A 25,873-nucleotide genomic window follows, 5' to 3' on the forward strand; every position below is an offset into this window, starting at 1 on the left:
ACGCGAACAAGGATTCGCGTCGCGCGTTAACTCCAATTCGAATGTGTTTTCGAAAGATGCCTCAACGGAAGGCGTTCATCTGGTCCTGAAGGATCATCAATGGGCGTTGATGGAGCCGCATCTTCCGGGCAAAGCATCTGACAGCGGCGTAACGGCGAAGGACAATCGGCTGTTTGTCGAAGCCGTTCTCTGGATGGTGCGGACATCATCGCCTTGGCGTAATCTGCCCGCAAATTTTGGACCTTGGAACAGCGCGTTCCGACGGTTCTCCCGATGGTCGCGGAACAGGGTGTGGCAACGCGTTTTCGAGGTCATGGCCGATGATCCGGATTTCGACTACCTGATAATCGACTCGACCATCGTATACGTTCATGAGGTCGTCAAAGGTAACGTGCGGGGCCTAAAGATCGCGCCATTGGCGCAGCCGCCGCGGGTTGACCATCAGCTTGATGTAGTTAATGAAGCCATCTGAAATTCGGTGCGTTTTATGCGGCCGAAAAATGTCTCGGGTCAGCCGCGGGGCGCTCTTCAATTTTAAGGCAACGCAGGAGATTCCGCTTCGGGGAAAGTCTCTTTGTCGATATGCCAAACACCCTTCGTATCCCGCAAGCTTTCGAAGCTAAAGCCCGATGCGTCGCCCGCGGCGGCTGAGCATGCCGCTGCCCACATCTGCTTCTGGGCTGGGGCCAGGAAGCGTCATTGAGTCACACAAATTATCGAAACGCGAGATCGCATTTTCGATAGGGAACACATAGGCGATAAATATGACTAAGAGTAAAGTTGTTATAGGCGCATTCGCATCAGCGATGCTGATGGCGATTGGTCCTGTCGCCAAGGCGGCGCCGCTGGACCAAACCTGCTCCGCGCGATTGAATGTGGTTGTCGATGAGTGGCATGCCATCTCGTTCCCGCCGCCCGAGAAACCCGGCGTTGCGGTTGTGGTTGGTCGCGATCACCACGAAGCCACAGGCGGCCAGGTCACTTACATTGAGAACCTCATCCGCGCCGCTGTGCAGTCATGTCGTGACGGGAATAACCTGCTCGCCACTCAGGAAGCGGACCAGGCCCACGCTGCAATCGCAGCGACCTCACGCAATGCATTTCATGGCTGATGGTGAGACCGCGCTGCTGATCGCTTCTCGAGCCGGGCATCCCCCGTCTCAAAACGACAGCCAGTCTCTTGATGATTAATCTTCCCGCCATCACGCTCTGGACCGCATAAGCATCGATTGCCGCTGAGGCATGGGTCAACCGATCTCGATCAGCAGCGGCTCCAATCCCGCGATCGTCGCCTTGATCTTGTCGCCCTTGACGACGGGCCCGACGCCAGCGGGCGTGCCAGTAAAAATGAGATCGCCCGGCATGATTTCGACAAGCTGGGAAAGGAAATACATGATCTGGGGTACGCCCCAGATCATGTCAGCGAGGTCGCCGGTCTGGCGTGTTTCGCCGTTGACCCTGCACTCGATTCTGCCGGTGGCCATGGTTCCCGCAGCGCTGCGCGGAGTGATCGAAGAGCACGGCGCGGAAAAATCGAAGCCTTTCGCCATGTCCCAGGGCCGACCTTTTTTCTTGGCGGCGAGCTGAATGTCGCGCCTCGTCATATCGAGTCCGACGGCATAGCCGAAAATCAGCTCATCGACTTTTTCAGGCGGAACATTCCGGCCGCCGCCCTTCATCGCGACGACCAGCTCGACTTCATGTTGAAGATCGCTGGTCCCCGGCGGATAGGGCATGATCCCGCCGTTCTGCAAAATCGCATCGGCTGGTTTGGTGAAGAAGAACGGCGGATCGACGTCCGAATTGCCGCCCATCTCCTTGGCGTGGTCGCGGTAATTCAACCCGACGCAAAAGATGCGCCGCACCGGAAATGGCTTTGTCGATTGGGCCGGAATCGACGCGACCGGCGGCGCGGGGAAAGCGTAATCGCCCATGGGCGCGGACCTTTGTTGAATAAGAGTTTCCGTAGCATTTCGTGAAATGGCGCGCTCCAAAGGTCAGGGGCGCGCCCGTAGAGCGCTCTTGCACGCGTCTGACAGCGATGCCGCATTGGCTCGCATCCGGCCGGAAACGCCTATTGTCCGGAAGGGTCACTCGACGTCGAGCGGCGTCACGCCGCTTGGCCGGCCGTCGGCGCCAAAAGTGATCTTCTCGATTCTTTGTTCGGCGCTCTTCAGCAAATTCTCGCAATGCTTTTTCAAAGCCTCGCCGCGAGCATAGATCGCGATGGACTCTTCGAGAGCGACGGATCCCTTTTCGAGCTGATCGACGATTTTCTCAAGTTCAGCGAGCGCGATCTCGAAAGACAAGGCGGCGACGTCTTGATTCTCTGACAAAGGGGCGATCCCTTCCTTGGCGAGATTCGGCGATTTCATCAGTCTCTATTTCTCGCGCGACAAGCGGCGGTCTTGAGCCGAAAAGCTGCAAAGCTGTCAGCGCTGTGTTGCAACAGGTAGAGGGAAACCATCATCGATTCAACTTCGAGCGGGCGGCCCATTTTCCGTCAGTGCAAATCCAGCGCGAAGGGAACCCCTTCAAAGCAATCATGACCGCGGCCGATTTTCTCGACGGCGGCGGTCATGCGTCCCTGGCGCTCAAGCATGGAGTCGGCGACGGCGACCAATCGGGCATTGGGCGTCGCGGTCGGCGAGTCGCGGCGGATTGCTTGCGCAATCTCGTTCTCGTTGCGATGCGGGCTCAGGGCGCAAGCGGCGATGAAGGCGGCGGCGGTCGAGCGGCTGACGCCCGCAAAGCAGTGAATGAGAATTGGGTCGGCGCGGTCCCATTGCCGCACGAAATCCAGCAATTCGCTCACATGGGCGTCGGAGGGCAAGATATGCCCGTCCATTTGCTTGACGATATCCGACACGGCGACGAAAAGGTGGCGCTCGGCGCGAATTTCAGAGGGACGCGAGACCGGCGTGCCGCGGTCGATCAGGGTTATGAGGCTGCGCGCTCCTGTCGAGCGGACCATCTCGGGCACTCTCTCCAGCGAACAGACGTGTATGCGCGCCATAGCCAACCTTTTCAAACCTTGGGGGTGATCCTGTGCGAAACTATCGCGTTGGGTCAAAACTGTACCGCATCGCAGCAGCAACTTCACGCTTAAAAAACCGAGTTTTGGCTCGGGAAGGCGCTTGAAGCTGGATCTTTGCCGCGCAAATCCGTTAAGCTTTGCCGATCCTGCCGCTCAAACGCTTCAGCTCGGCCAGAAACCTCTCCGCTGCGAGCGTCGGCGGCCACGGCTCCCAGGCTTTTCCGCCGTAAATTGCGAGCAAAGGATCAATCGTCAGCGGCTCATGGGGAATGCGCAAAGTCGTGCGCACCTCTTGCTGCGTCCAACCAACGACGTGAACAGCCTCGGACGCCGCGGCGATTCGATCAGCCCTTTTGTGGGGTTTTTTGTCCGCGGCGGTCCAGGGGGCCAGGCCGTAACGGAGAGCGATGGCGGTTTCCAGCTTTTCGGTCAGCCGGCGATAGGCTTCCCCGAGGAAAGGCTTGACCACCGAGATGCAGTCAAATCCGAGCAGGCCTTCGTCGGCATCATGCAGCAACTCGCGCAGATCGGCTCGCGCGTCGTCGGTGTCGGCAAACCAGCGCCGGCGCAGCGCCAGAACCAGCAGAGAATGCTGGGCGACCGAAAGCGGCAGATCCCAAGCCGAATGACCGCCCCAGCGATATGTTCGGGCGAGCCCGATCGCAAGGTCCTGGTCTTCCCAGTCGAATGGCGTCGGGTTGAGGAGATCGAGCCGCTTGCCGGAGTAAAGCCGCACCCAAGCGCGGGTCGCCGCGCGGCTGGCGGCTTTAGGTTGCGGCGCGTTTTTGTCCATGCGCGATGCCTTGGCGGAACTGCGATCTGGCGTCAGGGCGAGGCTCGTTTGGCCAAAGCGGCGCATTCATCATGGCGCCAGCACGTGACGAGATGGTCGTTGACCATCCCCGTCGCCTGACAAAAAGCATAGACGATCGTCGGGCCGCAAAAGTTGAAGCCTTTGCTTTTCAGCTCCTTGGACATTTTCGCCGAGAGCTCCGTCTGCGCCGGGACCTCGCTCGCCTCGCGAAAGTCGTTCTGAAGCGGGACGCCGTCGAAAAAACCCCAAAGGTAGTTCGAGAACCCTTCGTCTTCCTGGATTTTGAGATAAGCCCGCGCCGACGTGACCGCGCCTTGGATCTTGGCGCGATTTCGGATGATGCCGGCGTTTTGCATCAGCGCCTCGATTTTGGCCGGCTTGTAGCGGGCCATCTTTTCTGGATCGAACTGATCGAAAGCTTCACGGAAAGCCTCGCGCCGCCGCAGAATCGTAATCCAAGAGAGGCCAGCCTGAAATCCGTCGAGGACGAGTTTTTCGTAAAGCGCGCGGTCATCGCGTTCCGGAACGCCCCATTCCTCGTCGTGATAGGCGAGCTGGACAGGGTCGCTTGCGGACCAAGGGCAGCGCGTTCTGTTGTCGGATGTCACAGGCAGCGCCTCAACCCGGCGCCATGACGTCGATCGGCATTTCTCCGGCTTTCACTGTCGCGCCCGTCGCTCGGGCATCCTCCAGCCGGTCGAGCCGCACCATAGCGAGACCTTCAAAGCGCGCTGTCGAGCCGACCTGACCGAGAGGCGCCCCTCCCGCCACGATCTGCGCGCCATGGGCCGGCGCATCGCCCTCGAAACGGAATTTCACGATCCGCTTCCGCGCCGAATTGCGATAATGCACCCGCGCGACCACCTCCTGGCCGACATAGCAGCCCTTCTTGAAATCGACGCCGTTCAGCCAGTCGAGATTGGCGTCTTGCACGAACGCGTCCCCGTAAATGAAATCGACTCCGCCTTTCGGCACGCCCGCCGCAATCCGGTGCGCCTCATAGCCGGAGTCATTTGCATCGGCGATTTTCGCCAGGAGATCGCGCGAAGCGATTAAGCGCATGCCCATGTTTTCAGCGCGCATGTCGCGGTAGAACACGGCGTCAACCCCAGACAGCGCCTCGCCTTGATAGATTGCGGCGACGCCAAAGGCCTCGGATTGATCCTCAATGGTGATTTTGGCGCGCAGCTTGTGCAGGTTGAGGCGCTTGGCGAGCTCGGCGCTCTGGTCGCGAACGCAATCGATCAAATAGCCGGCGTCAGCGCCTTCCGGCAGCGGGACCAGGAAAAAATCGAACATCAGCTTGCCCTGCGGCGTCAAAAGCGCGGAATAGCGGCTCTCGCCGGCGCGGATATCCAACACGCTATTGGTGACCAGTCTGTGCAGAAGCGCCGTGGCGTCGGCTCCCGCTACCTTGATGACGCCGCGGTCGGCGAGAAGGCATGCCTTATTTTCCATCAAAGATCCTCGACTTCTATCCTGCGCGACTTGTATGTGTTCCGCCATCGCCATATCGCAAGGCGCATCATACCAAGGGATGGACCTATGCCGCAAACCTTTGATCTCATTTTAAAAGGCGGCGTCGTGGCGGACCACAATGGCGTCGGCCCCCGGGACATCGGGGTCAGAGGAGGCAAGATCGCCGAAATCGGCGACCTTTCCCGGGCGAGCGGCGGGGAGACGATCGACGCCGCAGGCCTGACGATTCTGCCAGGGGTCATCGACACGCAGGTGCATTTTCGCGAGCCGGGCCTGACCCATAAAGAGGATCTCGAGACCGGGTCGCGGGCGGCGGTGCTTGGCGGGGTGACGGCGGTGTTCGAAATGCCGAACACCAATCCTCTGACGACCAGCGCAGAAGCCCTCGCCGACAAGATTTTCCGCGCCAAACATCGGATGCATTGCGATTTCGCGTTCTGGGTCGGCGGCACGGCGGACAATCCGCGTGATATTCCAGAGCTTGAGCGGTTGCCCGGCGCGGCGGGCATCAAGGTTTTCATGGGATCTTCGACGGGCTCGCTCCTGGTCGAGGATGACGCAGGCGTCGCTGCGATTTTGCGGCAAACCCGCCGGCGCGCTGCCTTTCATAGCGAGGACGAGCCGAGGCTCAACGCGCGGGAGGATCTGCGCGTTGAAGGCGATCCCTCGTCGCATCCGATTTGGCGCGATGAGATCGCAGCGCTGCAATCGACGCAGCGGCTGGTGCGGATCGCGCGGGAATGCCGCGCGCTGGTTCACGTGCTCCATATCTCGACCGCGGAGGAAATTGATTTCCTCAAAGATCATAAAGACATAGCCAGCATCGAGGTGACCCCTCATCATTTGACCCTGAGCAGCGACGATTACGCGAGGCTTGGGACGAAATTGCAGATGAACCCGCCGGTGCGCGACGCCCGTCATCGCGAACATATCTGGTGGGGCGTCCGCCAAAGCATCGCCGATATTCTGGGCTCGGACCACGCGCCGCATACGCTGGAGGAGAAGGCAAAACCGTATCCGCAGAGTCCTTCCGGCATGACGGGGGTGCAAACGCTTGTGCCGATCATGCTGGATCATGTCGCCGCCGGGCGGCTCAGCCTCGAGCGCTTCGTTGACATGACGAGCGCCGGTCCCGCGCGGCTATTCGGCATCGCGGGCAAGGGCCGCATCGCGGTCGGCTATGACGCTGATTTCACTGTCGTCGACCTGAAGCGGCGCCTTATCATCGAAGATCGATGGATCGGCTCGCGCTGCGCCTGGACGCCTTACGACGGGAAAGAAGTTTTGGGTTGGCCGGTCGGCGCGATTATCCGCGGCAGACGGGTCATGTGGGAAGGCGAGATCGCAACTCCGTCGCAGGGCGAGGCGGTGCGTTTTGGGCAGGCTCTATAGCGCGATCTTCTTTAGGGCCGGTTTTGGCGCGTTGAGGCGCCCTATAAATTCTTCAAAAATCCCGCAAAGCGCATCAATCCCTCAGGCCAGGGGCCGTGCCCGCTGTCGCTGTTGATTTGGCCGGAAAGGCCGGCGTCAACCAGCTCCGCGCCGAGGGCGCTGGCGAGTCGTTCGCTGTCGGCATAGGGCGCGTGCGGATCGTCGCGGCTGACGATGATGAGGCCCGGAAAAGGCAGCGGCTCGGCTTTCAGATCGGCGAAAGCCGGATCGATCGCCGGAAACGCCGCGAGTATTTCGGGGGACGGCGGCGCGACGAGGAAGGCGCCTTTGACTTTGGCGAGATCGCGCAAATGAGGCGCGGCATGGGCCACGACGATTGCGCCAAGACCATGCGCGACGAGGATTACGGGGCGCTCAGCGAGCTTCACCTCCTCGATGAGGCGGTCGCGCCAAGCCTCCAGCTTAGGCTGGTCCCAGTCCGATTGAATGACGCGGCGCGTCGTCGGAAGCTTGGCGTCCCAGCGCGTCTGCCAATGACCGGGACCCGCCCCGCCAAGCCCCGGAACGATGAGTATGTCGGCGTCGGCTGTCCGCATGGGTCAGGCCGAGGCCGCCGCAAGCGTTTTTGGCTGCGCGAGTTCTGCGACCAGGGCGTCGATGAAGGTCTCGTAGAGCTTTGCCTCGATGGCCTCGAACTCCGGCGCTCTTGCGGCGAAATTCGCGTCATGCGCGTTGAGTTCGCTCTCGACGTCGGACAGATGCTTTTCTTCCTCCATCAGCAGTCCGCTGATCCTGCCCGCCACGGGCGAAGCGCCAAGCGCGGTCTTATAAACGCCATAGACCTGCAAAGCGCGGCGTTCGACGAGCCACGTCACATAACAATAGACGAGCTTCGCCCGCTCGGCGTCGGGACGATCAGCGAAAGCTGCGTCGCAGGCGGCGTCGAGGTTCTGAAAATAGGCCTCGGCCTCGTCGCCGCAGAGCATGTTCTGCGGCGCATAGGTCTCAAATTCCGCGCCGCCGATTTTCAGCGCGAGCTTTTTCAAACCGAGCGCATGGCGGCCTTCCTCGAGCGCATGGGTAAGGATTTCGCTGGTCAGCACTTCGGCGCGCTGGCTTTTCACGATTTTGCGGAATCCGACATATTCGAGATAGGAGAATGTGTTCAGCCACCGCGCGTGGAGGGCATTGTCCGCGACGATTGCGCCGACCGAAGCCTCAAGGCGATTTTGTATAAGCATTGCGGTCTCTCTTGTTTGTCTTTTCGGGCTGGCCTTGGCGTCCGCCTCGGCTGGGGCGTCAAACGCGCCCGAAAACCCGCTCAAAGATGAAATCGACATTTTTTAGATGATAGCCGAGATCGAACAGCGTTTCGAGTTCCGCGCCGCTCAGCGCTTTGCTGACATCTGGATCGGCCCTCAAGAGGGTCAAAAAGTCGCCTTCCCCGCGCCAGACCGGCATGGCGTTGCGCTGGACCAGAGCGTAGGCGTCCTCGCGGCTGAGGCCTTTTTGCGTCAAGGCGAGCAGAACCCGCTGCGAATGGATGAGACCGCCGAGGCGATCGAGGTTTTTTTGCATGTTGGCGGGATAGACGAGCAGCTTGTCGATCACGCCCGTCAGCCGGCTCAAGGCAAAATCCAGCGTGATCGTCGCATCGGGCGCGATCATCCGCTCGACGGATGAATGCGAAATATCGCGTTCATGCCACAGCGCGACGTTCTCCATCGCGGGCAGCGCCATGCCGCGCACGAGACGGGCGAGCCCGGTCACGTTCTCGGTCAAGACCGGATTGCGCTTGTGCGGCATGGCGGAGGAGCCCTTTTGCCCTTCCGAGAAAAATTCCTCCACCTCCAGCACTTCGGTGCGCTGCAAGTGACGAATCTCGATCGCCAGCCGCTCCATCGAGGAGGCGATGACGCCGAGCGTCGCGAAGAACATGGCGTGGCGATCGCGCGGAATGATCTGGGTTGAGGAGGGCTCGACCGCGAGCCCGAGTTTTGCCGCGACATAAGCCTCGACGCGCGGGTCGATGTTGGCGTAGGTGCCAACGGCGCCAGAAATCGCGCAAGTGGCGATTTCCTTGCGGGCGTTGACCATTCGTTCCCGAGCGCGGGAAAATTCGGCGTAGGCTTGAGCGAGCTTTAAGCCAAAAGTCACGGGCTCTGCGTGAATGCCATGCGAGCGGCCGATCGTCGGCGTCAATTTGTGCTCGAAGGCGCGACGCTTCAGTGCGGCCAGAAGCGCGTCAATATCGGCGATGAGAAGGTCTGACGTGCGGGTCAGCTGCACGGCCAGACTGGTGTCGAGCACGTCGGACGACGTCATGCCCTGATGCACGAAGCGCGCGTCCGGCCCAATGAATTCAGCGAGATGGGTCAGAAAGGCGATGACGTCATGCTTGGTGACCTTTTCGATCTCGTCGATCCGCGCGACGTCGAATTGCACATGCCCCGCCTTGGCCCAGATCGCCTCGGCCGAGGATTTTGGGATGACGCCGATCTCAGCCAGGGCGTCGCAGGCGTAAGCCTCGATCTCGAACCAGATCCGAAACCGCGTCTGCGCGTCCCAGACGGCGACCATTTCGGGGCGGGAATAGCGGGGGATCATAGGCTGCGCTCGCAAATTCTTTGGATCGGAGCCCTAACACGCGGCGCGGGCGAAACGCAAAAGCTGGTTACGCCAAGTGTGGGCGATCAATTTGAATTGAGATTTTTGCCCTAACGCGGCGTTGGCTCGACGCCAAGCGGCGCGGGAAGCTCGTCATTTGTCTGCAAGCCGGCGATGACGGTTATTTCCAGGGCATGGGCCTGCCGCGGCTTTGGATGACCGGAATCAAGGGCGCTCGCTTAGCGCGGCGGGGTAAGCTTGGGCTGTTTCGACGCCTGACCGAGCGCTTGGCCGAGTCACCAGGTAAATGCCGAGCGCGACCGGTAGAATGCCCACTAGATCGAGCGCGACCACATGCTCTCCGAGGATCAGCCAAGCAAACAGCATTCCGAGCGGAGGCATCAAAAAGTGAAAAGAACTCGCCGCTGTCGCCCCACAAACCGTTAGCAGGTGGAACCACAACAGGAAGGCCAGTATCGACCCGCACAGCACAAGATAGACGAAAGCGCTCATCAGTCTGGGGCTCGGGACGATGTCATCGACGCTCGACAGCATCATCGCAAAGGGAGCGAGCGCAATTCCCGCGGATAGATTCTGAATGCCGTTTCCGATCCACAAATTGCCCTTGGGGGCGAAGAGCTTGAACAGAATCGTCCCGGCCACGATCGAGGCGAGCGAGGCCAAGGTGAACAGATGCCGTGCACGCTATCAGTCCCGACCCAAATGCGATGGGCGACGATGAGAGCGACGCCGACAATGCCGAGAAAAAGGCCCGCAACCTTCCGCCAGGTGAGGGCCTCGCCGAGGAACATCGACGCCAGTATGGCCGTAAAGACGGGATTGGCGCTAACGATCAGCGCTCCAAGACCTGCGGAGATCGTCTGTAGACCGATATAGCCGAGGCCGAGGTAGAGCGCATTATTTGCGACCCCGAGGATCGCGAACACGCCGATCTCGCGCAGGGATATTGGCCGACCGCCATGCCTTACGATCGAGAGCCCGAGGATCAAAACGCCGGCGAATATAAATCGTGCGGACAGGAAAATCAGCGGCGGACAATCCGTCACGCCGATCTTGCCGGCCACGAAAGCCAAGCTCCAGAGGAGGCAGAAGCTGCCGATATAGATCGGCAACAAATTGGCGCCGCCGGGCGTCTGGACGGACGACGAGAGGGACATGCGATTTCTCCTTTCGCCCAATATGAGTTCGCCTCTTTCAATTTAGAAATTAAATGATAAAATCATAATCAGTTGGAATTCGAATGGATTTGAGCATGCTCGATCTCGAACTTTTGCGAAGCTTCGTATCGGTTGTGGATGCTGGCGGTTTTACCCGCGCCGGCGAGCGCCTCCACCGTACGCAATCGACTGTTAGCCAGCAGATTAAGCGGCTCGAGGATGATGTCGGTCGGCCGCTGTTGAGTCGGATCGGCAAGCAGGTCACGCCGACTGACGACGGCGAACGCCTATTGTCTTATGCGCGGCGGATTCTGTCGCTTGCCGAAGAAGCCCGCGATGTACTGACCCGTCCCGCCCAGGACGGCGCTGTGCGGCTTGGCATTCCGGAGGATTTCGCTGCCTATCGCCTGACCGAACTGCTGGCGAGTTTCGCACGATCGCGACCAGGCCTGCGGCTCGCCTGGCACATGGCTTATTCGAGTTCCAGTTTAGCGGGCGTTCAAGCCGCGATCGCGGCCGGTCTTGGTCTTGGCATCCTCTCCGACATCGCCATCCAGCCAGAGCATCGCGTGCTGACGGCAAAGGATGGCTTCGCGCCGATCGACAAAACAGAGGTGGCGCTAGTGGCTACCCCGGAGGCGAGCCTTGCGACGCTGCGCCTTGCCGATAGTCTCGCGGAATTCTGCAGTTCGGTGCAGGCGGAGGCCGCATAGCTCGCTGTTCCATTCGCGAGTGAGTTCGGGAAAGGGGCACTGGCCATTTTACCCAAAACGCCCGCGCCAGCTTGGCAGAGCGCCCGGAAAGGGCAGCGCTTCAGCCTCAAAGATTGCGCGGGCGATGGCGCGCGCGAGACAATCGGCGGCGCGCATGCCGATTTCGGTCTGATCGCGCAGCGTCGGGATTTTCTGCGCCGCGCCGGTTGCGGCGGAAAAAATCGTATCGCCGTCCATCGCCGCATGAGTGGGGCGCAGCGCGTGCGCCATCCCGTCATGCGCCATGATGGCGAGGCGCTTGGCCTCGGCTTTGGTCAGCGCGGCGTCGGTGGCGACGACCGCGATGGTGGTGTTTTCTGGGTCCACGCCCTTGATGCGGAAGTCTTGCTGATCATGTGGCCACGGCGAGGGCCAGCCAACGCCGCCGAACTCGTCGTCTTGCTCATAGGGCGCGGCCCAGAAATGTGGACCATCGCCGATCGTCGCGCAGCCGACCGCGTTCACCGCGACGAGCGCGCCGACGCGAAAGCCGCTTGAGGTTGTGGCGCTCGCCGAGCCGAGGCCGCCCTTCAGATTGGCGGTGGTCGCGCCGAGGCCAGCGCCGACGTTGCCGAGCGCGAAATCGTGCGTCGCGGCGGCCGCCGCCTGATAGCCAAGATGCCAATAGATCGGCTCGCGGCCGAAATTTTTATCGCCGCCATTCAAAAGGTCGAATAAAACGGCGCCCGGCGCAATCGGGACTTTGATGCTCCCGACGGGAAATCCGCGGCCGCGCTCCCGCAGAAACGCGAGCGCGCCGCCGACCGAGTCGAGCCCGAAAACGGAGCCTCCCGACAGGATGAGCGCATCGACCCGCTCGACAGTCATTCCGGGTTCGAGCAAAGCCGCATCGCGGACGCCCGGCGCTCCGCCATGCACCGCGACCGAGGCGATAGCCGGCTCGTCGAATACGAGGGCCGTGACGCCGGAGGCGAGCTTTGCATCCTGCGCATTGCCGACGCTAAGGCCCGGAATGTCGGTAATGAGATTTTTCAATGCGGCTCCTTCGGGCGGAGACTCACGAAGCGCTGAACCGATTGACGATCTCATGGGCGAGCTTGCCCCCCTCGGCGAGAAAGCGGCCGATGACGATTTGCGCATTGGGCGTACAGACGCGGTAGGATTGCTCGTAATCGTGGAAGCTGCGGTTGAAGGTTCCGGCGAGCCGTTCCTTGCGGTAGGCGGTCTTGGCTTCCGCCTCCAGAAATTGCTGCATTTTTCCGCGCCAGTCGTCCGTGGAGCCGCAGAGGTCGCCAAGATAGGCGAGGGCCCCGAGGATTTCGGCGAGCCTCAGAGCCTGCGGCTCGTAGGGCGGCGGCGGGGGCTCCGAAGCCGGAGCGTCGGGATTGCTCGGCGCGGAATCGGGCGACTCTGTCTTCGCTGCGTCGGTCTTGGCCGGGGCGCTTTTCGCGCCGTTCTTGCCGGTTGAGTTTTTGGCGTTCTTGCCGGGGGAATGGTGATGCGGCCCCGTCTTCGCGAGACGATCATGTTTCGCTGACTCATGCGTAGCCGCAAGCGCGGGGCAAACCGCCGCCGAAAGCGCGGTCCCCAAGGCGGCCCAGCGCAGAATTTTGAGGCGCGCGATCGCCTTCACCATCGGCTCCGCCTGTTGACCAAGCCCGCAAGCCTAAGCGATTCCATGACAAGTTGAAACTGGAGCTCCAAATCTTGCATGATCACGCCAAAATCCCCGACTTCAGCGCGGCGGCCGCCGCAACGACGTCGCCGGTATGGGGCGTACAATGGAGTTCCGCCAGCCGCGACGGCTCGGCCCAGATGATTGCGCCGGCTTCCGGCCCTTCTGCGCCTTCCCCAGCGATCCATTCGCCGACGAAGGAGGCGATTACATAATGGCGCTTGATCCTGCCGGCCTCGTCGCGCTCAATCGATTCCACATGGCGATTGAACTGAATAATCCGCGCTTCGACCTGCACCTCCTCCCGCAACTCGCGCAACGCCGCCTCGCTCAGAGTTTCGCCAACCTCGACGAGGCCGCCCGGCAGCGAGAACGCGCCAACGAACGGCGGCCGGGTGCGCGTCGCGAGCAAAACCTTGCCGGCGCGGAAGACGGCGAGACTTACTGCGAGCAAGGGAGAGGGCGGATAGAGCCGCGCCGGGCTCGATTGACCGTCAAGGGGAATGCCGGTTCCGGTCACGGATAGAGGCGCTCCTTGCGCCAGGCGTCATTTGGCGTCTCGCGTCGAAATGCGATCCTATCGTGCAAACGAAACGCTCCGTCGGACCAGAACTCGAGATAGACCGGCGCAATCCGGTACCCGATCCAGTAGGGCGGCCGGGGAATCTCGCCAAAACCGAATTTCACGGCGTATTTCGCGACCGCCGCCTCGAGGGCGAAGCGGCCTTCGAGCGGCCGGGATTGCTGGCTCGCCCAAGCCCCGATCCGGCTTTGCAAGGCGCGGCTGGCGAAATAGGCGTCAGCCTCGCTGTCGGAGACTGGCTCGACGGGTCCGCGCAACCGGACTTGCCGGCGCAGCGACTTCCAGTGCAGCACTGCGGCGGCTTTCGGATTGGCCTGCAGCTCCTGGCCCTTGGCGCTTTGCGCATTGCTATAGAACACAAAGCCCGACGCATTCGCCTCTTTCAGCAACACCATGCGAACATCGGGCAAGCCGTCGGCGTCCGAGGTGGCGAGCGCCATGGCGTCTGGATCGTTCGGCTCGCTTCTTTTGGCGTCCTCGAGCCAGGATGCGAATAATTCGAAAGGGTCGGCCGCCTCGGTAAAGTCACGCGCCGTTAACTTGTTCAAGGGTACAGCTCCATAAGGGCAACTTTTTCGCGAGCGATAAAACTGTGATAGGAAAGCTCGTGCGCGGCGATCATCCATATAACCCCATCTTCCGATCTTATACAGCCGGCGGCCAGTGTTGCAGCGGGCGCCGGTCTGTGAGCACTTCCGGTTTCGCGGCGGCTCGCGCCCGGATGAGGTGGGTTTTCTTGGCTTGTCTGGTCGGCCCTTTGGGCGGATGCTCGATGTCCATGCCGATCGCCCCTCTGACGAGCTCGAACGACGATGCGACCGACTCCATTCCGAGTTCGTCTCTTGAGCGCCTGCTCGACGCGGAGGATTGGCGCAGGGCCAAGGCCGCTCTCTCGACGGCGCTCGACCCGCAGGGCAATGGCGCTCCCGTCGTCTGGGACAATCCGCAATCCGGCGATAAGGGGTCCTTCACGCCGACCGGCAAAGCCTATCCTTCGGACGGCAAGATCTGCCGGGCCTTCAGCAGCCAGATCAGTCGCAAAAGCGATGAACAATCCATGCAAGGAACCGCCTGTTCGGGTAAGGCAGGCGAATGGACGGTTTTGGAGATCAGCCCCCCACCCAGGGGCTAAATCCCCGATCGACACAGCCTTAGGCGCGGCGATAAAATGCGGCAAGCCTTGCGCTGGACCTGACGATTCACCAAATTCGGGGAGAGACATGGGCGTTGGCGCCGGTCCATGGGCGAGCGCAGGAGTGGGCTCAATCGATGCGTGATCCATATATTATTTTAGGCGTTCCAAAATCCGCCGACGCGGCCGAGATCAAGAAAACTTTTCGAAAACTCGCGAAGAAATTTCATCCTGATCAGAGCAAGGAGCCGAAAGCGAAAGAGAAATTCGCCGAGATCAGTTCGGCCTATGAGATTTTGGGCGACGAAAAAAAGCGGGGCGCTTTCGACCGCGGCGAAATCGACGCCGAGGGAAAGCCGCGTCATCCGGGTTTTGAAGGATTTGCTGCGGGCGGGGCTGGGTCTCGCGCCAATGCCGGAGCAGGTCGCGGCTTCGAGCATTTCGAATTCAACTTTGGCGGGGGGCGCCCCGGCGGCCAGCGCTTTGACGCAAGCGACATTTTCGGCGATCTTTTTGGCGCGCCCGGAGGCCGCAGAGGCGCGCGCGGACCTTCAGCTTCGGCGCCGCCGCCGCGCGGCGAGGATGTCGCTGCGAGCGTGACCGTTGGGCTGGCCGAGGCTGTAAAAGGCGGAACGGCGCGCGTCACCCTGCCGAGCGGACGCACGCTGGACGTCTCCGTGCCTGCCGGAATCGAGGACGGCAAGCAGATTCGCCTGAAACGGCAGGGGCAGCCGGGCATGGCCGGAGGCGAGCCAGGCGACGCCATCATCACGGTGAAGATCGCCAAACATCCCTATTTCCGCGTCGAGGGGCGCGATTTGCGGCTTGATCTGCCGGTTGCATTGTACGAGGCCGTCCTCGGCGCCAAGGTCAATGCGCCAACGCTCGATGGCGCTGTGGAGCTCGCCGTTCCGGCAGGCTCGAACGGCGGCCGCACTTTGCGGTTGCGCGGCAAAGGCCTGCCCAATCCGCAAGGCGGCGCGGGCGATCTTTTGGTGACGCTCCGCATTGTTTTGCCGGACGAGCCCGACGCCGAATTGCAGGAGCTGATGCGCACATGGCAAAGCAAAAAAACCTATAATCCGCGCAGCGACTTGAGTTGAATTCATATTAAGGGACGCGCGTGCGACGCCTGATCGTCGAAGAGCCCTATTCTAAATCGGCTTTGCTGAGCCGGCGTCTGGCTGCGTTCGCCGTCGCTGTCGCTCTCGTCGGCGTGGTCGTGGCGCGCGGCGGGATCGACCCGCCGGCGGCGCTCGCTGTTTTGGTCGGATCGATCGGCCTCGCCGCCGGCGCGATTTTATGCGCTCTGCTGGCCTTCGCGGTGATCTGGCGCACCGGACGCCAGGGCGCTGGGCAAGCCGCCGCCGGCTTGTTTCTAGCGCTCGCGCTCCTTGCCTATCCGGCCTATCTGTCCGCGACGGCGATGCATCTGCCAAGGCTTGCGGATTTGTCGACGGATATCGCCGATCCTCCGGTCTTTTCAGCCTCGCGCGTGGCCCAGGCCGCGCGCGGGGGAACCACCCCGCCGAGCGTGCCGCCCGCGATGCGCAAGAGGCAGGCGCAGGCCTATCCGAAGATCCAGCCGATCCTGCTCGATCTTGATGCCGAGGAGTCTTTCGCCGCAATCCTTAAAGCCGTCTCCGCGAGCGGCTGGCGGCTCGTCGAGTCGACTCCGCCGGGCCAAGGCCGCACTGGTCTTGGGCATGTAGACGCCATTGCGCGCAGCATGATCATGGGCTTTCCGTGCGACATCACGATCCGGATTCGTCCGATCGCGGATCAAACGCGCATCGACATCCGCTCCGCGTCGCGCTTCGGCCCTTATGATTTCCGCGCCAATCAGCGCAATATCGCGACATTCGAAGCAGCGCTTGAGGCCGTAGTCGACAAGAACTGATCGGCCGAGCGAAACAACGCGCCGAGCGTCGCCGGCCCCTCGACCTTGATGAGCCCTCGCGCAGAAAGATCCTCGAGATGGGCGAAGATCGATAGTCCTGCAGCGAACCGCAGGGCTGGGTCGATGCCCTCATAAACGCGGGCGACGATCTTCGCGATTGTCGCGTCGCCATTTCTGACGCTGGACAAGATGGCCTGTTCGCGTTGGCGGCGGTGATGGGCGAGAGCGCGGACAAAACGTTGCGGCTCATTGACCGGGCCGCCATGTCCTGGCCAGTAAATCCGGTCATCCCGCGAACGCAGTTTCTCAAGCGAAGCCATATAGTCGCGCATCGAGCCATCCGGCGGCGCGACGACGGAGGTCGACCAGGCCATGACGTGATCGCCCGAGAACAGCGCATTCTCCTGCGGCAGAGCGAACGCCAGATGGTTTATCGCATGACCGGGAGTTTCGACGCAGGTAAGGGTGAAATTTGCGCCTTCGAACGCCTCGCCCTCGCGAAGAATTGCGTCGGGCGCATGGTCCAAATCATGCGCCGCATCGAGCCGAAATTCGCTCGCCCCGTCGTCCGGAAGCCGGTAAGGCGCGCAGCCGATAATCTTCGCTCCCGTCGCGAGCTTCAGCGCGCGCGCGCCGGGCGAATGATCGCGGTGCGTATGGGTCACGAGGATCGCGGCGACGGTCTCGCCGCGCAAGGCCTCGATCAATGCGGCGATGTGGTCTGGCTTGTCTGGACCTGGATCGATGACCGCGACCCGTCCCGAGCCAACGACATAGGTGCAGGTTCCGGTGAACGTCATCGGTCCGGCGTTGCCGGCTACCATGCGGCGGACAAGAGGCGAGAGCCGGACGAGTTCGCCGGGCGCGCCGTGGAAAGAGCGGTTGAAGGGAATATCCTCGGGTTGTGTTTGAACTTCTTTGTTCATCAACGGATCTTAGGGTTTTTTTCGCTGCGGACCAAAGCCGGCTGGCTGGCCGTGCGCTCAGATCCCAGGATGTCCTCCATAATTGCGATCTTCCCAGTAGCCGCCTTCGCCAAGATCTAGTCTCGTATGCAGCAAAAACTCCTACAAGATTCAACAACGGGAAAAATGTGATTTTTTTTTAGACGGTTTCTGGGGAAGAATGTTCTTGCTGGGGCACTGGGTCTCGGCAATTGAGGAGTAAATCCCATGCGGAAACTTACACTCATCGCGACGACGGCTTGTTTTCTTGGCGCTCAAGCCCTGATGGCGGCGCCGATTCCAAGCGCGAGCGGAACGGTCATGTCCAGCAATGACGGTCTCATCGTCACTGTCGCCCACCATAAGCATAAGAATATGAAAAAGGTTATGAAGAAACAAGGAGGAGGCATGTAGCGATCAGGCCGCGCCGCCCGACGGCCGGCGAAGGCTGGGAGCTATGGCTAATTTGTTTGCGAATGTTGGGTGCGTTGCATGAACGGCGCACCCAATCTTTGTCGCCTGGAAAGCAATTTAACCACTTTCGTGGACACAACGACGAAGGACGCAATCGCCAGAGCGTGGGGCTACCTCGCTGCGAGGCTAATGAAAATTGCGACCCTTCGGCAGAACGCGCATGACATCGCCGCTCGCCTCGGCCGGCGACGCTCTGTAGGACAAGAGGCTGTCGCCAAAGAGGCTTGGTTGCGGATCGCCATCGTTTGGTCGCTTGACCTCATCGGCGCGGGCGAGGATCGAGATCTCCCCTCCTTGGTTCGATAGCAGCGCTAGAAGAGGCGTCAAATCTTCGGCGCGCTCCATCACCACATGGATCACGTCAGCCTCAATCTGCAAACGTCCAGTCACCGCAATGAAACGGGCGCCGATGACGATCGGGCGCAAAGCCTCAAAGGTTTTTGCCCAGATGATGACGTTGGCGGTTCCGGTTTCGTCTTCGATCGTCAGGAAGATAACTCCTCTGGCGGAGCCTGGGCGCTGACGCACGAGAACGAGGCCGGCGACGCTCACGCGGGCGCCGGAGCGTTGCGTCCTGAGTTCTTCGGCGCGCAGGATCTTCTTTTGCGTCAGTATTTTGCGCAGAAAAGCAACCGGATGCGCTTTCAAGGAAAGCGACAAATGACGATAATCCTCCACCACATGCTCGCTTAGCGGCATGGCGGGAAGCCTCGCGTCGGCTTCGATCGCGCGCCAGCTGAGATCTTTCAATAACGGCAGATCGTCTTTGTCGCCGGCGCGGTTGAGGCCGCGCACCGCCCACAGCGCCTCGCGCCGATCGAGCCCCAAGGACCGAAACGCATCGGCGCTCGCCAGAATTTCGAGCGCGCCCGGCGAGAGCTTGGTGCGAAGCCACAGATCGCGAATTGAATCATAGCCCCCTCCGCGCAGGGCGACGAGCCGCGTCATGTCAACCTTGTTCAGCTCGCTGATCTGACGAAATCCGAGCTGGATTTTATGCGTCGAGAGGATTTCGCCTTGCATCGACGCATGGCGCGAATGCAGCGGCAAAGAGTCCGATCCGGCTGCGAGCGTCGAGTCCCAATTGGAGAAATTGACATCGACTTCTTTGATCTCGACGCCATGTTCGCGGGCGTCGCGCACGATTTGCGCCGGCGCGTAAAATCCCATCGGCTGGGCGTTGAGCAGCGCGCAGGCGAAGACGTCAGGATAGCGGCATTTCATCCAGGCGGAAGCATAAACGAGCAAGGCGAAGGAGGCGGCATGGCTCTCGGGAAAGCCATATGTGCCAAAGCCCTCGATCTGTTTGAAACACCGCTCGGCGAATTCGCGCGGATAGTTTTTCGCGACCATGCCCTCCACCATTTTTTCGCGAAATGTGCCGATCGTGCCGGTATGTTTGAATGTCGCCATGGAGCGGCGCAATCGATCGGCCTCAGATGGCGTAAAGCCGGCGGCCACGATGGCGATCCTCATCGCCTGTTCCTGAAACAAAGGCACGCCGAGCGTTTTCTTGAGCACCTCCTTAAGTTCCGGTGATGGATAGATTTCTGGCTCGAGACCCTGCCGCCGGCGCAGATAGGGATGCACCATATCGCCCTGAATGGGGCCCGGCCGGACGATCGCGACTTCGATGACGAGATCGTAGAAATCCTTAGGCTTGAGCCGCGGCAGCATCGACATTTGCGCGCGGCTCTCGATCTGGAACACGCCGATCGTATCCGCGCGCGAAATCATTGCATAGACCGCTGGTTCTTCGGAGGGCAGCGCATCTAATGTCAGAGCCTTACCGTAATGTTCCTTGATCAGGTCAAAACCTTTGCGGAGGCACGTCAACATGCCGAGCGCCAATACGTCAATTTTCAAAATGCCGAGCGCATCGAGATCATCCTTGTTCCATTCGATAGTGGTGCGATCCTCCATTGCGGCATTCATGATTGGGACGACCTCATCGAGCCGCGAACGAGTGATGACGAAGCCGCCGGTATGTTGCGAGAGATGGCGCGGGAAGTCGATGAGCTCTTCAGCAAGCCTCAGAACCTGTGCGAGGCGCGCATCCGTCGGATCAAGCCCTGCGCGGCGCGTTTCTTTGGCGGTGACGCTGGTCGATGAACGGCCCCAGATCGTATCGGACAAAACGGCGATGACGTCCTCGGAAAGTCCGAACGCTTTGCCGACTTCGCGAATGGCGGAGCGGGCGCGATAGGTGATGACGGTCGCTGTCAAGCCCGCGCGCGCGCGGCCATAATGTTCATAGATATATTGCATGACTTGTTCGCGCTTCTCATGCTCGAAATCGACGTCGATGTCGGGCGGCTCGCCGCGATCAGCCGAGATGAAGCGTTCAAACAGCAGACTGTGAACGACCGGATTGACCTCGGTAATGCGCAGACAATAACAGAGCGTCGAATTGGCGGCGGAACCGCGCCCCTGACATAGAATTTTTTCGTCCCGTGCGAAGCGCATAATGTCGTGGACGGTTAAAAAATAGGGCGCGTAATTGAGTTCTTCGACAAGTTTCAATTCATGCGTGATTGCGGTCTCGACGGTTGACGGAACGCCGTTCGGATAGCGAAATTTTGCTCCCTCGCGCGCGAAAAACTCCAGAGCCGCCTGAGGGGTTGGAAAACCTTCGCGCAATTCTTCGGGATAATCGCCGCGCAGTTCATTGAGGCTGAAGCTGACGCCTTCGAGAAATCGCAGCGTCTCAGCGATCGCCTCCGGCGCATCGCTGAAGAGGCGAGCCATTTCGCCGCCGCTTTTAAGATGGCGCTCCGCATTGGCTTGAAGATGCAAGCCAACCGCATCGAGCGTTACGCCTTCCCGGATGGCGGTCAGCACATCCTGCAAAGCGCGCCGCTCTGGCGCATGCATGAGCACATCGTTGATGGCCAGAAGCGGAAGTCCGGTTTTACGTGCAAGGGCGATGCGGCGCGCAAGATCGCGGCGCATTGCGGAGCCGTATGTCATCGATGCGGCGAGCCACACGCGGCCTTCCGCAGCCTTGCGAAGACGTTGGAGCAAAGGCGCCGGGTTGGCGTCAACGAGCGTTAGCTTGCGCTGCGCATCGTATAAATCGGCATGGATTTTCGCAGCCAGCTTGGCGTCGTCTTTGGCCTCCCATGTGCTGCCCGGCATGACGATCAGTTGTTGGCCTTGCGCCGCCTCAACGAGATCATCGATGCGAAGGAGACAGATTCCTTTTTGCGCGCGAGCGTTGCCGCGCGTCAGCAGCCTCGTCAGGCGTCCATAAGCGGCGCGATCGCGCGGAAAGCTCAAAATGTCGGGCGTCCCATCGCAAAAGACGAGCCTTACGCCGCTCACCACGCGAAAGTCTTCTTTCTTGTGGGCTTTGGCGAAGTTATAAGCGCGGACGATGCCGGCTAGCGAATTGCGATCGGCTATGCCGATGCCTGCGAGACCTGAAGCCATGGCTGCGGCGACGAGTTCTTCGGGATGCGAGGCGCCGCGCAGAAACGAAAAATTCGTCGTGACCGCAAGTTCGGCGTAGCCCGCGCTCATGTGAAGAATCCGTGCATAAACCAGCGCGGCTGAATTGTTTCGCTTGTGAAGAGACCTTCGCGAAACAGCCAGAATCTTTGGCCGTCAGTATCTTCGGCGCGGAAATAATCGCGCGTGAGCGCCGCCTCATTGCGCCACCATTCGGGCGCGATCCGCTCCGGTCCTTCGAGCGCCGCCACCTCATGTAGGACGCGGCGCCAGCGAAACCGCAGCGGCGGTCCATCGGGCACGCCGGCGATGGCTTCGATTGGTTCTGGCCTTTGCAGAAGCCGGATCGGACGCGAGGGAAGATGTTTCGCATCAATGCCGGCTTCGTCGTCAAGGGCTGCAGGCGCCATAGGGAATGCGTGAAACTCTCCCAGCGCCGGTTTTGTCTGGCGCTTCCCCCGAAAGTTCCGGGTCTGCGCTAAAGCTGTTTGACGCAGATGGGCGGGCGTTGCGATGACGGCGAACTCGGGCGCATGGGTGGCGTTGAAGGAGAGCCGCGTCACGCGCCGCAATCCCAATCGCGCGCCAAGCCTGTCGATAAGATCGGCGAGATCGGCATCGTCATTTGCATCAGTCCAGCCGGTCTGCTCGGGGTCCTTGCGTTCGATCGCGAGGGCTGAAAGACGGATGACGTCGAAGCCATAGCCTGCGTCGAATGGGTCGTCGTCGTTAGCGGCGCTGATGGCTTCGATGCGTTCGCGAAATAATTTCGCGATGAGGCCAGCCTCGCGCAAGGGCCGGCTTGTTCCGACCTCGAAATGTTTGACGAGGCCATCGACGCGAAACAGGCTGACTTCGAGCCGCCGCGCGCCTTCGCCGTGGCGGGTAAGCAGCGCTGACAAATCATGCGCGAGCGAAAAGATTGAGGCCTCGATATCTTCGCGGCGCGAAATGCCGTCAAGGAAACGACGCTCCGCTAGAAAGGCCGGCGCCTCGAAACGCGGCGATATGGGATTCTTTGCGCGGGCCAGCAATCCATCGAGCCTTGCATAAAGATAAGTTCCGCAGCGGGCGGCGATCGGCGCGCGCGGCCGCATCATGATGTCGCCGATCCGGCGCAACCCAGCCTCCGCGAGAGCTTGGATGGTCCTTGCATCGAGCCGCAAGGCGGCCAGCGGCAGATCGGCGAGGCGATGCGAGAGGTCTTTTTCATCAAGATCAGGCGGCAGAATGCGGCTATTTCCGTAGCGGGCCAAAGCCCACGCCGCTTCGGGCGTTGGAGCCAAAGCAGCTTGCGCGTCGAAACCCTGGGCTTTGAGGCGGGTTTCGATTTCGGCGAGAAGGCTCGCCTCGCCGCCGAACAAATGCGTCGCGCCGCTCACGTCGAGCATCACGCCATCTGGCGCATTGAGGGCCGCAAGAGGAGTAAAGCGGCGGCACCAATCGGCGATATGCTCCAGCATTTGCGATTCGGCGTCGGGGTCGGCATCGGCGCAGATCAGAGCGGGATGCATGGCGCGCGCGTCGGGCAGGCTCATGCCGGGTTTGAGGCCCAAGATTTTGCCGCGCGCATCGACGGCGGCGAGCCTTTGCTCGCTGTCAATCTTGGCGATCGTCGCCAGCGGCGCGTCAGGCGGTTTGGCCAAGCCTTGCGCGCGCATCTGCCGCATAACCCGATCGGTAGCGAGCGTGGGGAGAAAGAGGGAGAGGAAACGCGTCACGGAAACAGGCCTCTTCATGATCCCAGAGAATGGCGATGAGCTTGTCGCGATCGAAACTGAAACGCTCCGGGCCGGCGCGCGCCTTGAGGATGCGGACGGACCAGCAGGCAAGGCCCGGCAAGGGCAGGCCTCGCGCGGCGGCGGAAGCGGCGGCGCAAGGCTTGGCGCGGGAAAAAATCTCAAATCGGGTTTGCGCGCTTGAGGAAAGCGCATTCGCGCCTCCCGCCATCCCGGCCGCAAGCATCAGGCCGACGCCGCCGCTGGTTTGCGCCGCCAGGGCGAGGCGGCGGGAGGCGGCGAGGCCATAGGTTTTCTCAAGGCTCCATATTTCGCCGATCACGACGGCCGCCGCGCGGCATTTCAAGGCCTCCTCCATGGTCCATAGGCTGTCTTTCGCATTCAGCGTATGGATGAGAATGAGGCGCCCCGGATCAATGCCGTGCAGGGCGAGTCCTGGCCCATAAGGCGCGCCGGTCTCCAATTCTGCGAAATCCTCGACGATCCAGATGATGGTGGAGCGGCTCGCGGGCGCGTTGGAGGCGAAACGGGCCGAGAGAGCCAGAGCGAAGCCGCAGGCGGCCGCGCTATCGCCGGGACGGCCCGGCGCGATCTCGTGCAAGGCGCCGCGATTAAGGCCGCCATGCAGCATCCTGTCGAGGCTGAGGTTTTCGCCTAAGCTCATTCGCGCATCGGAAGGCTGCGTCTCCGCAGTCTCGATCCAGGCGATTTTTTGGCGCAAAAAATCCAGCCGCTCCGCTCTGCCGCCCAGCGACATCGGCCTTTCTCCGTGTTTACATTATGCGTTAGTTCGCTGTTTGTTCTAGTCTTGTTCGAGCATGAGAGTCAAGACTGCTCATCAAGCGATCAGTCCCTATTCAGCCGAGGGCTTAAATCTCTCAAGCAACCAGGCGGCTATCAGCACGAACGCATTTTGCGGGTGATTTCCCTCTTTAAAGAAGGCCCAGCATAAGATTTGAGGTAAACAGCAAGGTAATCAGGTTTGGAGGGGCGGGGCGTATATTAGAGGCTGATCACAGTATTTTGAGGCCTGCAAAAATTGGTAGCGGTGCGACAAAGCATGCTGCGGCGGGCGATGATGGCGGATTGGGCGCGGTATTTGGGCGGGTGATTGAGGTCCATTATCAACGCTGCGGTCGCCTCACAGGAACATCGCTGATACCAAGAGCCGCCGGTTGTAGACTTGGACGCGACCTTTTGTCCTGCCGACTGACATTCATTTGACGGACGTGCGGGATCTCATCGATTCGCTTTAGCGCGACACAAGGGGAGATCCTTTGCCTCAATGCCCGACCATCAGTTGCCGCGCTCCCGACTCGGCGCAAGAGAAAATAACCGCAACGACTCTCGCCGGTGTGGGCATTGTCGCAAGTTGGACGCATCACGCCCGACGATGCAGCAACTGCCACTGCGTTTATTCGCTCGATGGCCCGAACAAGACAGTTCGAGGCTATCTCGATAGCTTCATCATCGGCGGCGGCTGGCTACCGATCCATGCTCGCCTGACCTAAAAGTTGAAAAGGCCTGTTCGACGTGGCGATGCGCCGGAAAAGCGGCGGGCGATGATGGCGGATTGGGCGGCGTATTTAACCGCCTAGCGTTGGATGATCAGGATCGTGGCGTCGCCACACAAAATGGCCGGGGAAGGAAACGCCTTCCGATTCGAAGCCGAGTTTTTGCAACAACCTCTCCGAATGGTCGTTCCTAGCCTCGGCCTTCAAGAAACCTATTTGAGAAAGAGTTTTGGCCTTTTTGACTAATGCTGGACCGATGATCCTTTCCCCGCGCCAACGTCGCGCCGAGACGATATATTGCATCCATAAATGCGGCGGACGATCGTCGAGAATCAAAATTCCGGCCAAGCCATAACGATCGCGAACAACCCATATTAAATCGAACTGAAATTTGTCCTCGCGCAAAAATCTCAAGCGCTCTGAACTGTTGCTGCGTGCGGTATAGTGCGGCTTCATGCGTATGTCTTTTTTGCCCGACATCCAAAGGGCGTCGACACGCGCAAGGTCGCGCTCTTCAGCGAGGCCAGGCTTGCTGATGCTCATATTGAATTTTCAGGATCAGAAGATTTGGCATTGCCTTTTTTACGCCTCGACGCTCTGTCCGTTTGACCCTGGCCGAGGGTCGGTAAAAGAGGTCGTTCAGGCCATGATCCTTTATCCCTACCAAGATGAAACCAAATAACACCCGCGAATTTCGCAAGCGTGTCGGCGCACATCCGATACCACCGGAGTTCAAGCAAAAGTTCTTTCTCGTGAAGCTTTATTGCGCGCGGGTTGCCCGCATAAATGTCGGGCAATACGACCATTTCTCCCGTTCGCATGTATTTGCCGACTAACATGGGCGCATGGATCGCATCGTTTCGCCGAAACCCGAGATCATCGACATTTTTTATTAGCCATTTGAGATCGGCTATCGCTTTAGGATGCACCTTTGAATCGATCGCTCCAGGCGCTTGATAAGCCGCTTTTAGGATGTCACGCTGAGTTTTGTCGCTCATGAGTGAATGCCAAATCGCCCGCGAGATGTTCACATTATTCCGGCTGATAATTCGTGAGAAAATTTCGCCCAGCATGTTGTGCAATCCGTTCCATGCTCGCGTGAGACGTCCAATTTCTAATGCGTAGGGCGCGAACGCATTATCTATTTGTCGAGCCGTTGGGCGACGCGGCTTTTTGGTAATGCCTGGCATTTAAGTTCTCCGAGGACGGCCTCGCGATCAAAAAAAAGCCGCCCTCGAAAGG

General features: G+C 60.5%; 27 protein-coding genes and 1 pseudogene. 8 read left to right on the top strand and 20 right to left on the bottom strand.

The features are described from left to right. The first annotated feature begins 85 nt into the window (after window positions 1–85). Both WDN46_06465 and WDN46_06470 read left to right on the top strand, forming a co-directional pair. Entirely contained in the window at window positions 86–472 is a 387-nt protein-coding gene (locus WDN46_06465; protein MEJ0093068.1) for an IS5 family transposase, read from the top strand. 292 nt (window positions 473–764) lie between these two features. Beyond that, window positions 765–1,112, top strand: coding sequence for a hypothetical protein (locus tag WDN46_06470; GenBank protein MEJ0093069.1), 348 nt, complete (start codon window positions 765–767; stop codon window positions 1,110–1,112). Window positions 1,113–1,247: 135 nt separating this feature from the next. On the opposite strand, the gene WDN46_06475 is transcribed toward WDN46_06470, so the two are convergent. The 6 genes from WDN46_06475 to WDN46_06500 form a co-directional block, all read right to left on the bottom strand. Next, window positions 1,248–1,934, bottom strand: coding sequence for a fumarylacetoacetate hydrolase family protein (locus tag WDN46_06475; GenBank protein ID MEJ0093070.1), 687 nt, complete (start codon window positions 1,932–1,934; stop codon window positions 1,248–1,250). A 156-nt stretch (window positions 1,935–2,090) separates the two neighbouring features. Continuing rightward, a complete protein-coding gene (locus WDN46_06480; GenBank protein ID MEJ0093071.1) occupies window positions 2,091–2,375 on the bottom strand; it encodes an exodeoxyribonuclease VII small subunit in 285 nt (94 codons plus the stop codon). A gap of 128 nt (window positions 2,376–2,503) precedes the next feature. After that, window positions 2,504–3,016, bottom strand: a complete 513-nt coding sequence (locus WDN46_06485; protein ID MEJ0093072.1) for a protein-tyrosine phosphatase family protein — start codon at window positions 3,014–3,016, stop codon at window positions 2,504–2,506. A gap of 151 nt (window positions 3,017–3,167) precedes the next feature. Continuing rightward, on the bottom strand, window positions 3,168–3,830 hold the full coding sequence (locus tag WDN46_06490) for a phosphohydrolase (GenBank protein ID MEJ0093073.1): 663 nt from the start codon (window positions 3,828–3,830) through the stop codon (window positions 3,168–3,170). Window positions 3,831–3,862: 32 nt separating this feature from the next. Next, window positions 3,863–4,459, bottom strand: coding sequence for a DNA-3-methyladenine glycosylase I (locus WDN46_06495; protein MEJ0093074.1), 597 nt, complete (start codon window positions 4,457–4,459; stop codon window positions 3,863–3,865). A 10-nt stretch (window positions 4,460–4,469) separates the two neighbouring features. Next, window positions 4,470–5,309 carry a folate-binding protein gene (locus tag WDN46_06500; GenBank protein MEJ0093075.1) on the bottom strand — a complete coding sequence of 280 codons (840 nt, stop codon included), beginning with the start codon at window positions 5,307–5,309 and terminating at the stop codon, window positions 4,470–4,472. A gap of 87 nt (window positions 5,310–5,396) precedes the next feature. On the opposite strand from WDN46_06500, the gene WDN46_06505 reads away from it, so the two are divergent. Then, window positions 5,397–6,722 (top strand): dihydroorotase, encoded by a 1,326-nt coding sequence (locus tag WDN46_06505; protein MEJ0093076.1) that lies wholly within the window; start codon window positions 5,397–5,399, stop codon window positions 6,720–6,722. A 41-nt stretch (window positions 6,723–6,763) separates the two neighbouring features. Here the strand turns inward: WDN46_06505 and WDN46_06510 are convergent, their stop codons facing one another. The 4 genes and pseudogenes from WDN46_06510 to WDN46_06525 form a co-directional block, all read right to left on the bottom strand. After that, on the bottom strand, window positions 6,764–7,318 hold the full coding sequence (locus WDN46_06510; GenBank protein ID MEJ0093077.1) for an alpha/beta hydrolase: 555 nt from the start codon (window positions 7,316–7,318) through the stop codon (window positions 6,764–6,766). 3 nt (window positions 7,319–7,321) lie between these two features. Beyond that, window positions 7,322–8,062, bottom strand: coding sequence for a hypothetical protein (locus WDN46_06515; protein MEJ0093078.1), 741 nt, complete (start codon window positions 8,060–8,062; stop codon window positions 7,322–7,324). After that, window positions 8,022–9,329, bottom strand: coding sequence for an adenylosuccinate lyase (gene purB, locus WDN46_06520; protein MEJ0093079.1), 1,308 nt, complete (start codon window positions 9,327–9,329; stop codon window positions 8,022–8,024). The genes WDN46_06515 and purB overlap by 41 nt, the downstream gene beginning before the upstream one ends. 225 nt (window positions 9,330–9,554) lie before the next feature. Beyond that, a pseudogene (locus tag WDN46_06525) lies at window positions 9,555–10,507 on the bottom strand (DMT family transporter). Window positions 10,508–10,602: 95 nt separating this feature from the next. Here WDN46_06525 and WDN46_06530 point away from each other — a divergent pair. Then, on the top strand, window positions 10,603–11,220 hold the full coding sequence (locus tag WDN46_06530; GenBank protein ID MEJ0093080.1) for a LysR family transcriptional regulator: 618 nt from the start codon (window positions 10,603–10,605) through the stop codon (window positions 11,218–11,220). Window positions 11,221–11,268: 48 nt separating this feature from the next. Here the strand turns inward: WDN46_06530 and WDN46_06535 are convergent, their stop codons facing one another. From WDN46_06535 to pdxH, 4 genes are all read right to left on the bottom strand, one after another. Beyond that, window positions 11,269–12,255, bottom strand: a complete 987-nt coding sequence (locus WDN46_06535; GenBank protein MEJ0093081.1) for a P1 family peptidase — start codon at window positions 12,253–12,255, stop codon at window positions 11,269–11,271. 22 nt (window positions 12,256–12,277) lie between these two features. Continuing rightward, window positions 12,278–12,856 carry a TIGR02301 family protein gene (locus WDN46_06540; GenBank protein MEJ0093082.1) on the bottom strand — a complete coding sequence of 193 codons (579 nt, stop codon included), beginning with the start codon at window positions 12,854–12,856 and terminating at the stop codon, window positions 12,278–12,280. A 79-nt stretch (window positions 12,857–12,935) separates the two neighbouring features. After that, window positions 12,936–13,415, bottom strand: a complete 480-nt coding sequence (locus WDN46_06545) for an NUDIX domain-containing protein (GenBank protein ID MEJ0093083.1) — start codon at window positions 13,413–13,415, stop codon at window positions 12,936–12,938. Then, the gene (pdxH, locus tag WDN46_06550; protein ID MEJ0093084.1) at window positions 13,412–14,026 is read right to left on the bottom strand and encodes a pyridoxamine 5'-phosphate oxidase; all 615 of its coding nucleotides are present in this window, start codon (window positions 14,024–14,026) and stop codon (window positions 13,412–13,414) included. Before pdxH ends, WDN46_06545 begins: the two co-directional genes overlap by 4 nt. Window positions 14,027–14,250: 224 nt before the next feature. Between pdxH and WDN46_06555 the strand changes: the two genes are divergently transcribed. From WDN46_06555 to WDN46_06565, 3 genes are all read left to right on the top strand, one after another. Beyond that, window positions 14,251–14,610, top strand: coding sequence for an RT0821/Lpp0805 family surface protein (locus WDN46_06555; GenBank protein MEJ0093085.1), 360 nt, complete (start codon window positions 14,251–14,253; stop codon window positions 14,608–14,610). A 137-nt stretch (window positions 14,611–14,747) separates the two neighbouring features. Continuing rightward, window positions 14,748–15,713: a DnaJ C-terminal domain-containing protein gene (locus WDN46_06560; GenBank protein MEJ0093086.1), complete on the top strand. Its 966-nt coding sequence runs from the start codon at window positions 14,748–14,750 to the stop codon at window positions 15,711–15,713. A gap of 20 nt (window positions 15,714–15,733) precedes the next feature. After that, window positions 15,734–16,510: a DUF1499 domain-containing protein gene (locus WDN46_06565; GenBank protein ID MEJ0093087.1), complete on the top strand. Its 777-nt coding sequence runs from the start codon at window positions 15,734–15,736 to the stop codon at window positions 16,508–16,510. Here WDN46_06565 and WDN46_06570 read toward each other — a convergent pair. Next, on the bottom strand, window positions 16,453–17,436 hold the full coding sequence (locus WDN46_06570; GenBank protein MEJ0093088.1) for an MBL fold metallo-hydrolase: 984 nt from the start codon (window positions 17,434–17,436) through the stop codon (window positions 16,453–16,455). The genes WDN46_06565 and WDN46_06570 overlap by 58 nt on opposite strands. 246 nt (window positions 17,437–17,682) lie before the next feature. On the opposite strand from WDN46_06570, the gene WDN46_06575 reads away from it, so the two are divergent. Then, the gene (locus WDN46_06575; protein MEJ0093089.1) at window positions 17,683–17,868 is read left to right on the top strand and encodes a hypothetical protein; all 186 of its coding nucleotides are present in this window, start codon (window positions 17,683–17,685) and stop codon (window positions 17,866–17,868) included. 186 nt (window positions 17,869–18,054) lie between these two features. Here WDN46_06575 and WDN46_06580 read toward each other — a convergent pair whose 3' ends face one another. From WDN46_06580 to WDN46_06600, 5 genes are all read right to left on the bottom strand, one after another. Next, on the bottom strand, window positions 18,055–21,450 hold the full coding sequence (locus WDN46_06580; protein MEJ0093090.1) for an error-prone DNA polymerase: 3,396 nt from the start codon (window positions 21,448–21,450) through the stop codon (window positions 18,055–18,057). Then, window positions 21,447–23,117: a DNA polymerase Y family protein gene (locus tag WDN46_06585; protein ID MEJ0093091.1), complete on the bottom strand. Its 1,671-nt coding sequence runs from the start codon at window positions 23,115–23,117 to the stop codon at window positions 21,447–21,449. The genes WDN46_06580 and WDN46_06585 overlap by 4 nt, the downstream gene beginning before the upstream one ends. Further along, window positions 23,008–23,874, bottom strand: a complete 867-nt coding sequence (locus WDN46_06590; protein MEJ0093092.1) for a hypothetical protein — start codon at window positions 23,872–23,874, stop codon at window positions 23,008–23,010. The genes WDN46_06585 and WDN46_06590 overlap by 110 nt, the downstream gene beginning before the upstream one ends. Window positions 23,875–24,703: 829 nt before the next feature. Then, window positions 24,704–24,934 (bottom strand): hypothetical protein, encoded by a 231-nt coding sequence (locus WDN46_06595; GenBank protein MEJ0093093.1) that lies wholly within the window; start codon window positions 24,932–24,934, stop codon window positions 24,704–24,706. 236 nt (window positions 24,935–25,170) lie between these two features. Beyond that, a complete protein-coding gene (locus WDN46_06600) occupies window positions 25,171–25,821 on the bottom strand; it encodes a hypothetical protein (GenBank protein MEJ0093094.1) in 651 nt (216 codons plus the stop codon). Window positions 25,822–25,873: the final 52 nt, after the last annotated feature.

Source organism: Methylocella sp. (genome assembly GCA_037200525.1).
Taxonomy (GTDB): domain Bacteria; phylum Pseudomonadota; class Alphaproteobacteria; order Rhizobiales; family Beijerinckiaceae; genus Methylocapsa.

Bases quoted from the DNA above. Each gene is read 5' to 3' on its own strand.
- WDN46_06470 (MEJ0093069.1), top strand. From the start codon at position 765: ATGACTAAGAGTAAAGTTGTTATAGGCGCATTCGCATCAGCGATGCTG.
- WDN46_06475 (MEJ0093070.1), bottom strand. From the start codon at position 1,934: ATGGGCGATTACGCTTTCCCCGCGCCGCCGGTCGCGTCGATTCCGGCC.
- WDN46_06480 (MEJ0093071.1), bottom strand. From the start codon at position 2,375: ATGAAATCGCCGAATCTCGCCAAGGAAGGGATCGCCCCTTTGTCAGAG.
- WDN46_06485 (MEJ0093072.1), bottom strand. From the start codon at position 3,016: ATGGCGCGCATACACGTCTGTTCGCTGGAGAGAGTGCCCGAGATGGTC.
- WDN46_06490 (MEJ0093073.1), bottom strand. From the start codon at position 3,830: ATGGACAAAAACGCGCCGCAACCTAAAGCCGCCAGCCGCGCGGCGACC.
- WDN46_06500 (MEJ0093075.1), bottom strand. From the start codon at position 5,309: ATGGAAAATAAGGCATGCCTTCTCGCCGACCGCGGCGTCATCAAGGTA.
- WDN46_06505 (MEJ0093076.1), top strand. From the start codon at position 5,397: ATGCCGCAAACCTTTGATCTCATTTTAAAAGGCGGCGTCGTGGCGGAC.
- WDN46_06510 (MEJ0093077.1), bottom strand. From the start codon at position 7,318: ATGCGGACAGCCGACGCCGACATACTCATCGTTCCGGGGCTTGGCGGG.
- WDN46_06515 (MEJ0093078.1), bottom strand. From the start codon at position 8,062: ATGTCGATTTCATCTTTGAGCGGGTTTTCGGGCGCGTTTGACGCCCCA.
- purB (MEJ0093079.1), bottom strand. From the start codon at position 9,329: ATGATCCCCCGCTATTCCCGCCCCGAAATGGTCGCCGTCTGGGACGCG.
- WDN46_06530 (MEJ0093080.1), top strand. From the start codon at position 10,603: ATGCTCGATCTCGAACTTTTGCGAAGCTTCGTATCGGTTGTGGATGCT.
- WDN46_06540 (MEJ0093082.1), bottom strand. From the start codon at position 12,856: ATGGTGAAGGCGATCGCGCGCCTCAAAATTCTGCGCTGGGCCGCCTTG.
- WDN46_06555 (MEJ0093085.1), top strand. From the start codon at position 14,251: ATGTCCATGCCGATCGCCCCTCTGACGAGCTCGAACGACGATGCGACC.
- WDN46_06560 (MEJ0093086.1), top strand. From the start codon at position 14,748: ATGCGTGATCCATATATTATTTTAGGCGTTCCAAAATCCGCCGACGCG.
- WDN46_06570 (MEJ0093088.1), bottom strand. From the start codon at position 17,436: ATGAACAAAGAAGTTCAAACACAACCCGAGGATATTCCCTTCAACCGC.
- WDN46_06575 (MEJ0093089.1), top strand. From the start codon at position 17,683: ATGCGGAAACTTACACTCATCGCGACGACGGCTTGTTTTCTTGGCGCT.
- WDN46_06580 (MEJ0093090.1), bottom strand. From the start codon at position 21,450: ATGAGCGCGGGCTACGCCGAACTTGCGGTCACGACGAATTTTTCGTTT.
- WDN46_06585 (MEJ0093091.1), bottom strand. From the start codon at position 23,117: ATGAAGAGGCCTGTTTCCGTGACGCGTTTCCTCTCCCTCTTTCTCCCC.
- WDN46_06590 (MEJ0093092.1), bottom strand. From the start codon at position 23,874: ATGTCGCTGGGCGGCAGAGCGGAGCGGCTGGATTTTTTGCGCCAAAAA.
- WDN46_06595 (MEJ0093093.1), bottom strand. From the start codon at position 24,934: ATGCAATATATCGTCTCGGCGCGACGTTGGCGCGGGGAAAGGATCATC.
- WDN46_06600 (MEJ0093094.1), bottom strand. From the start codon at position 25,821: ATGCCAGGCATTACCAAAAAGCCGCGTCGCCCAACGGCTCGACAAATA.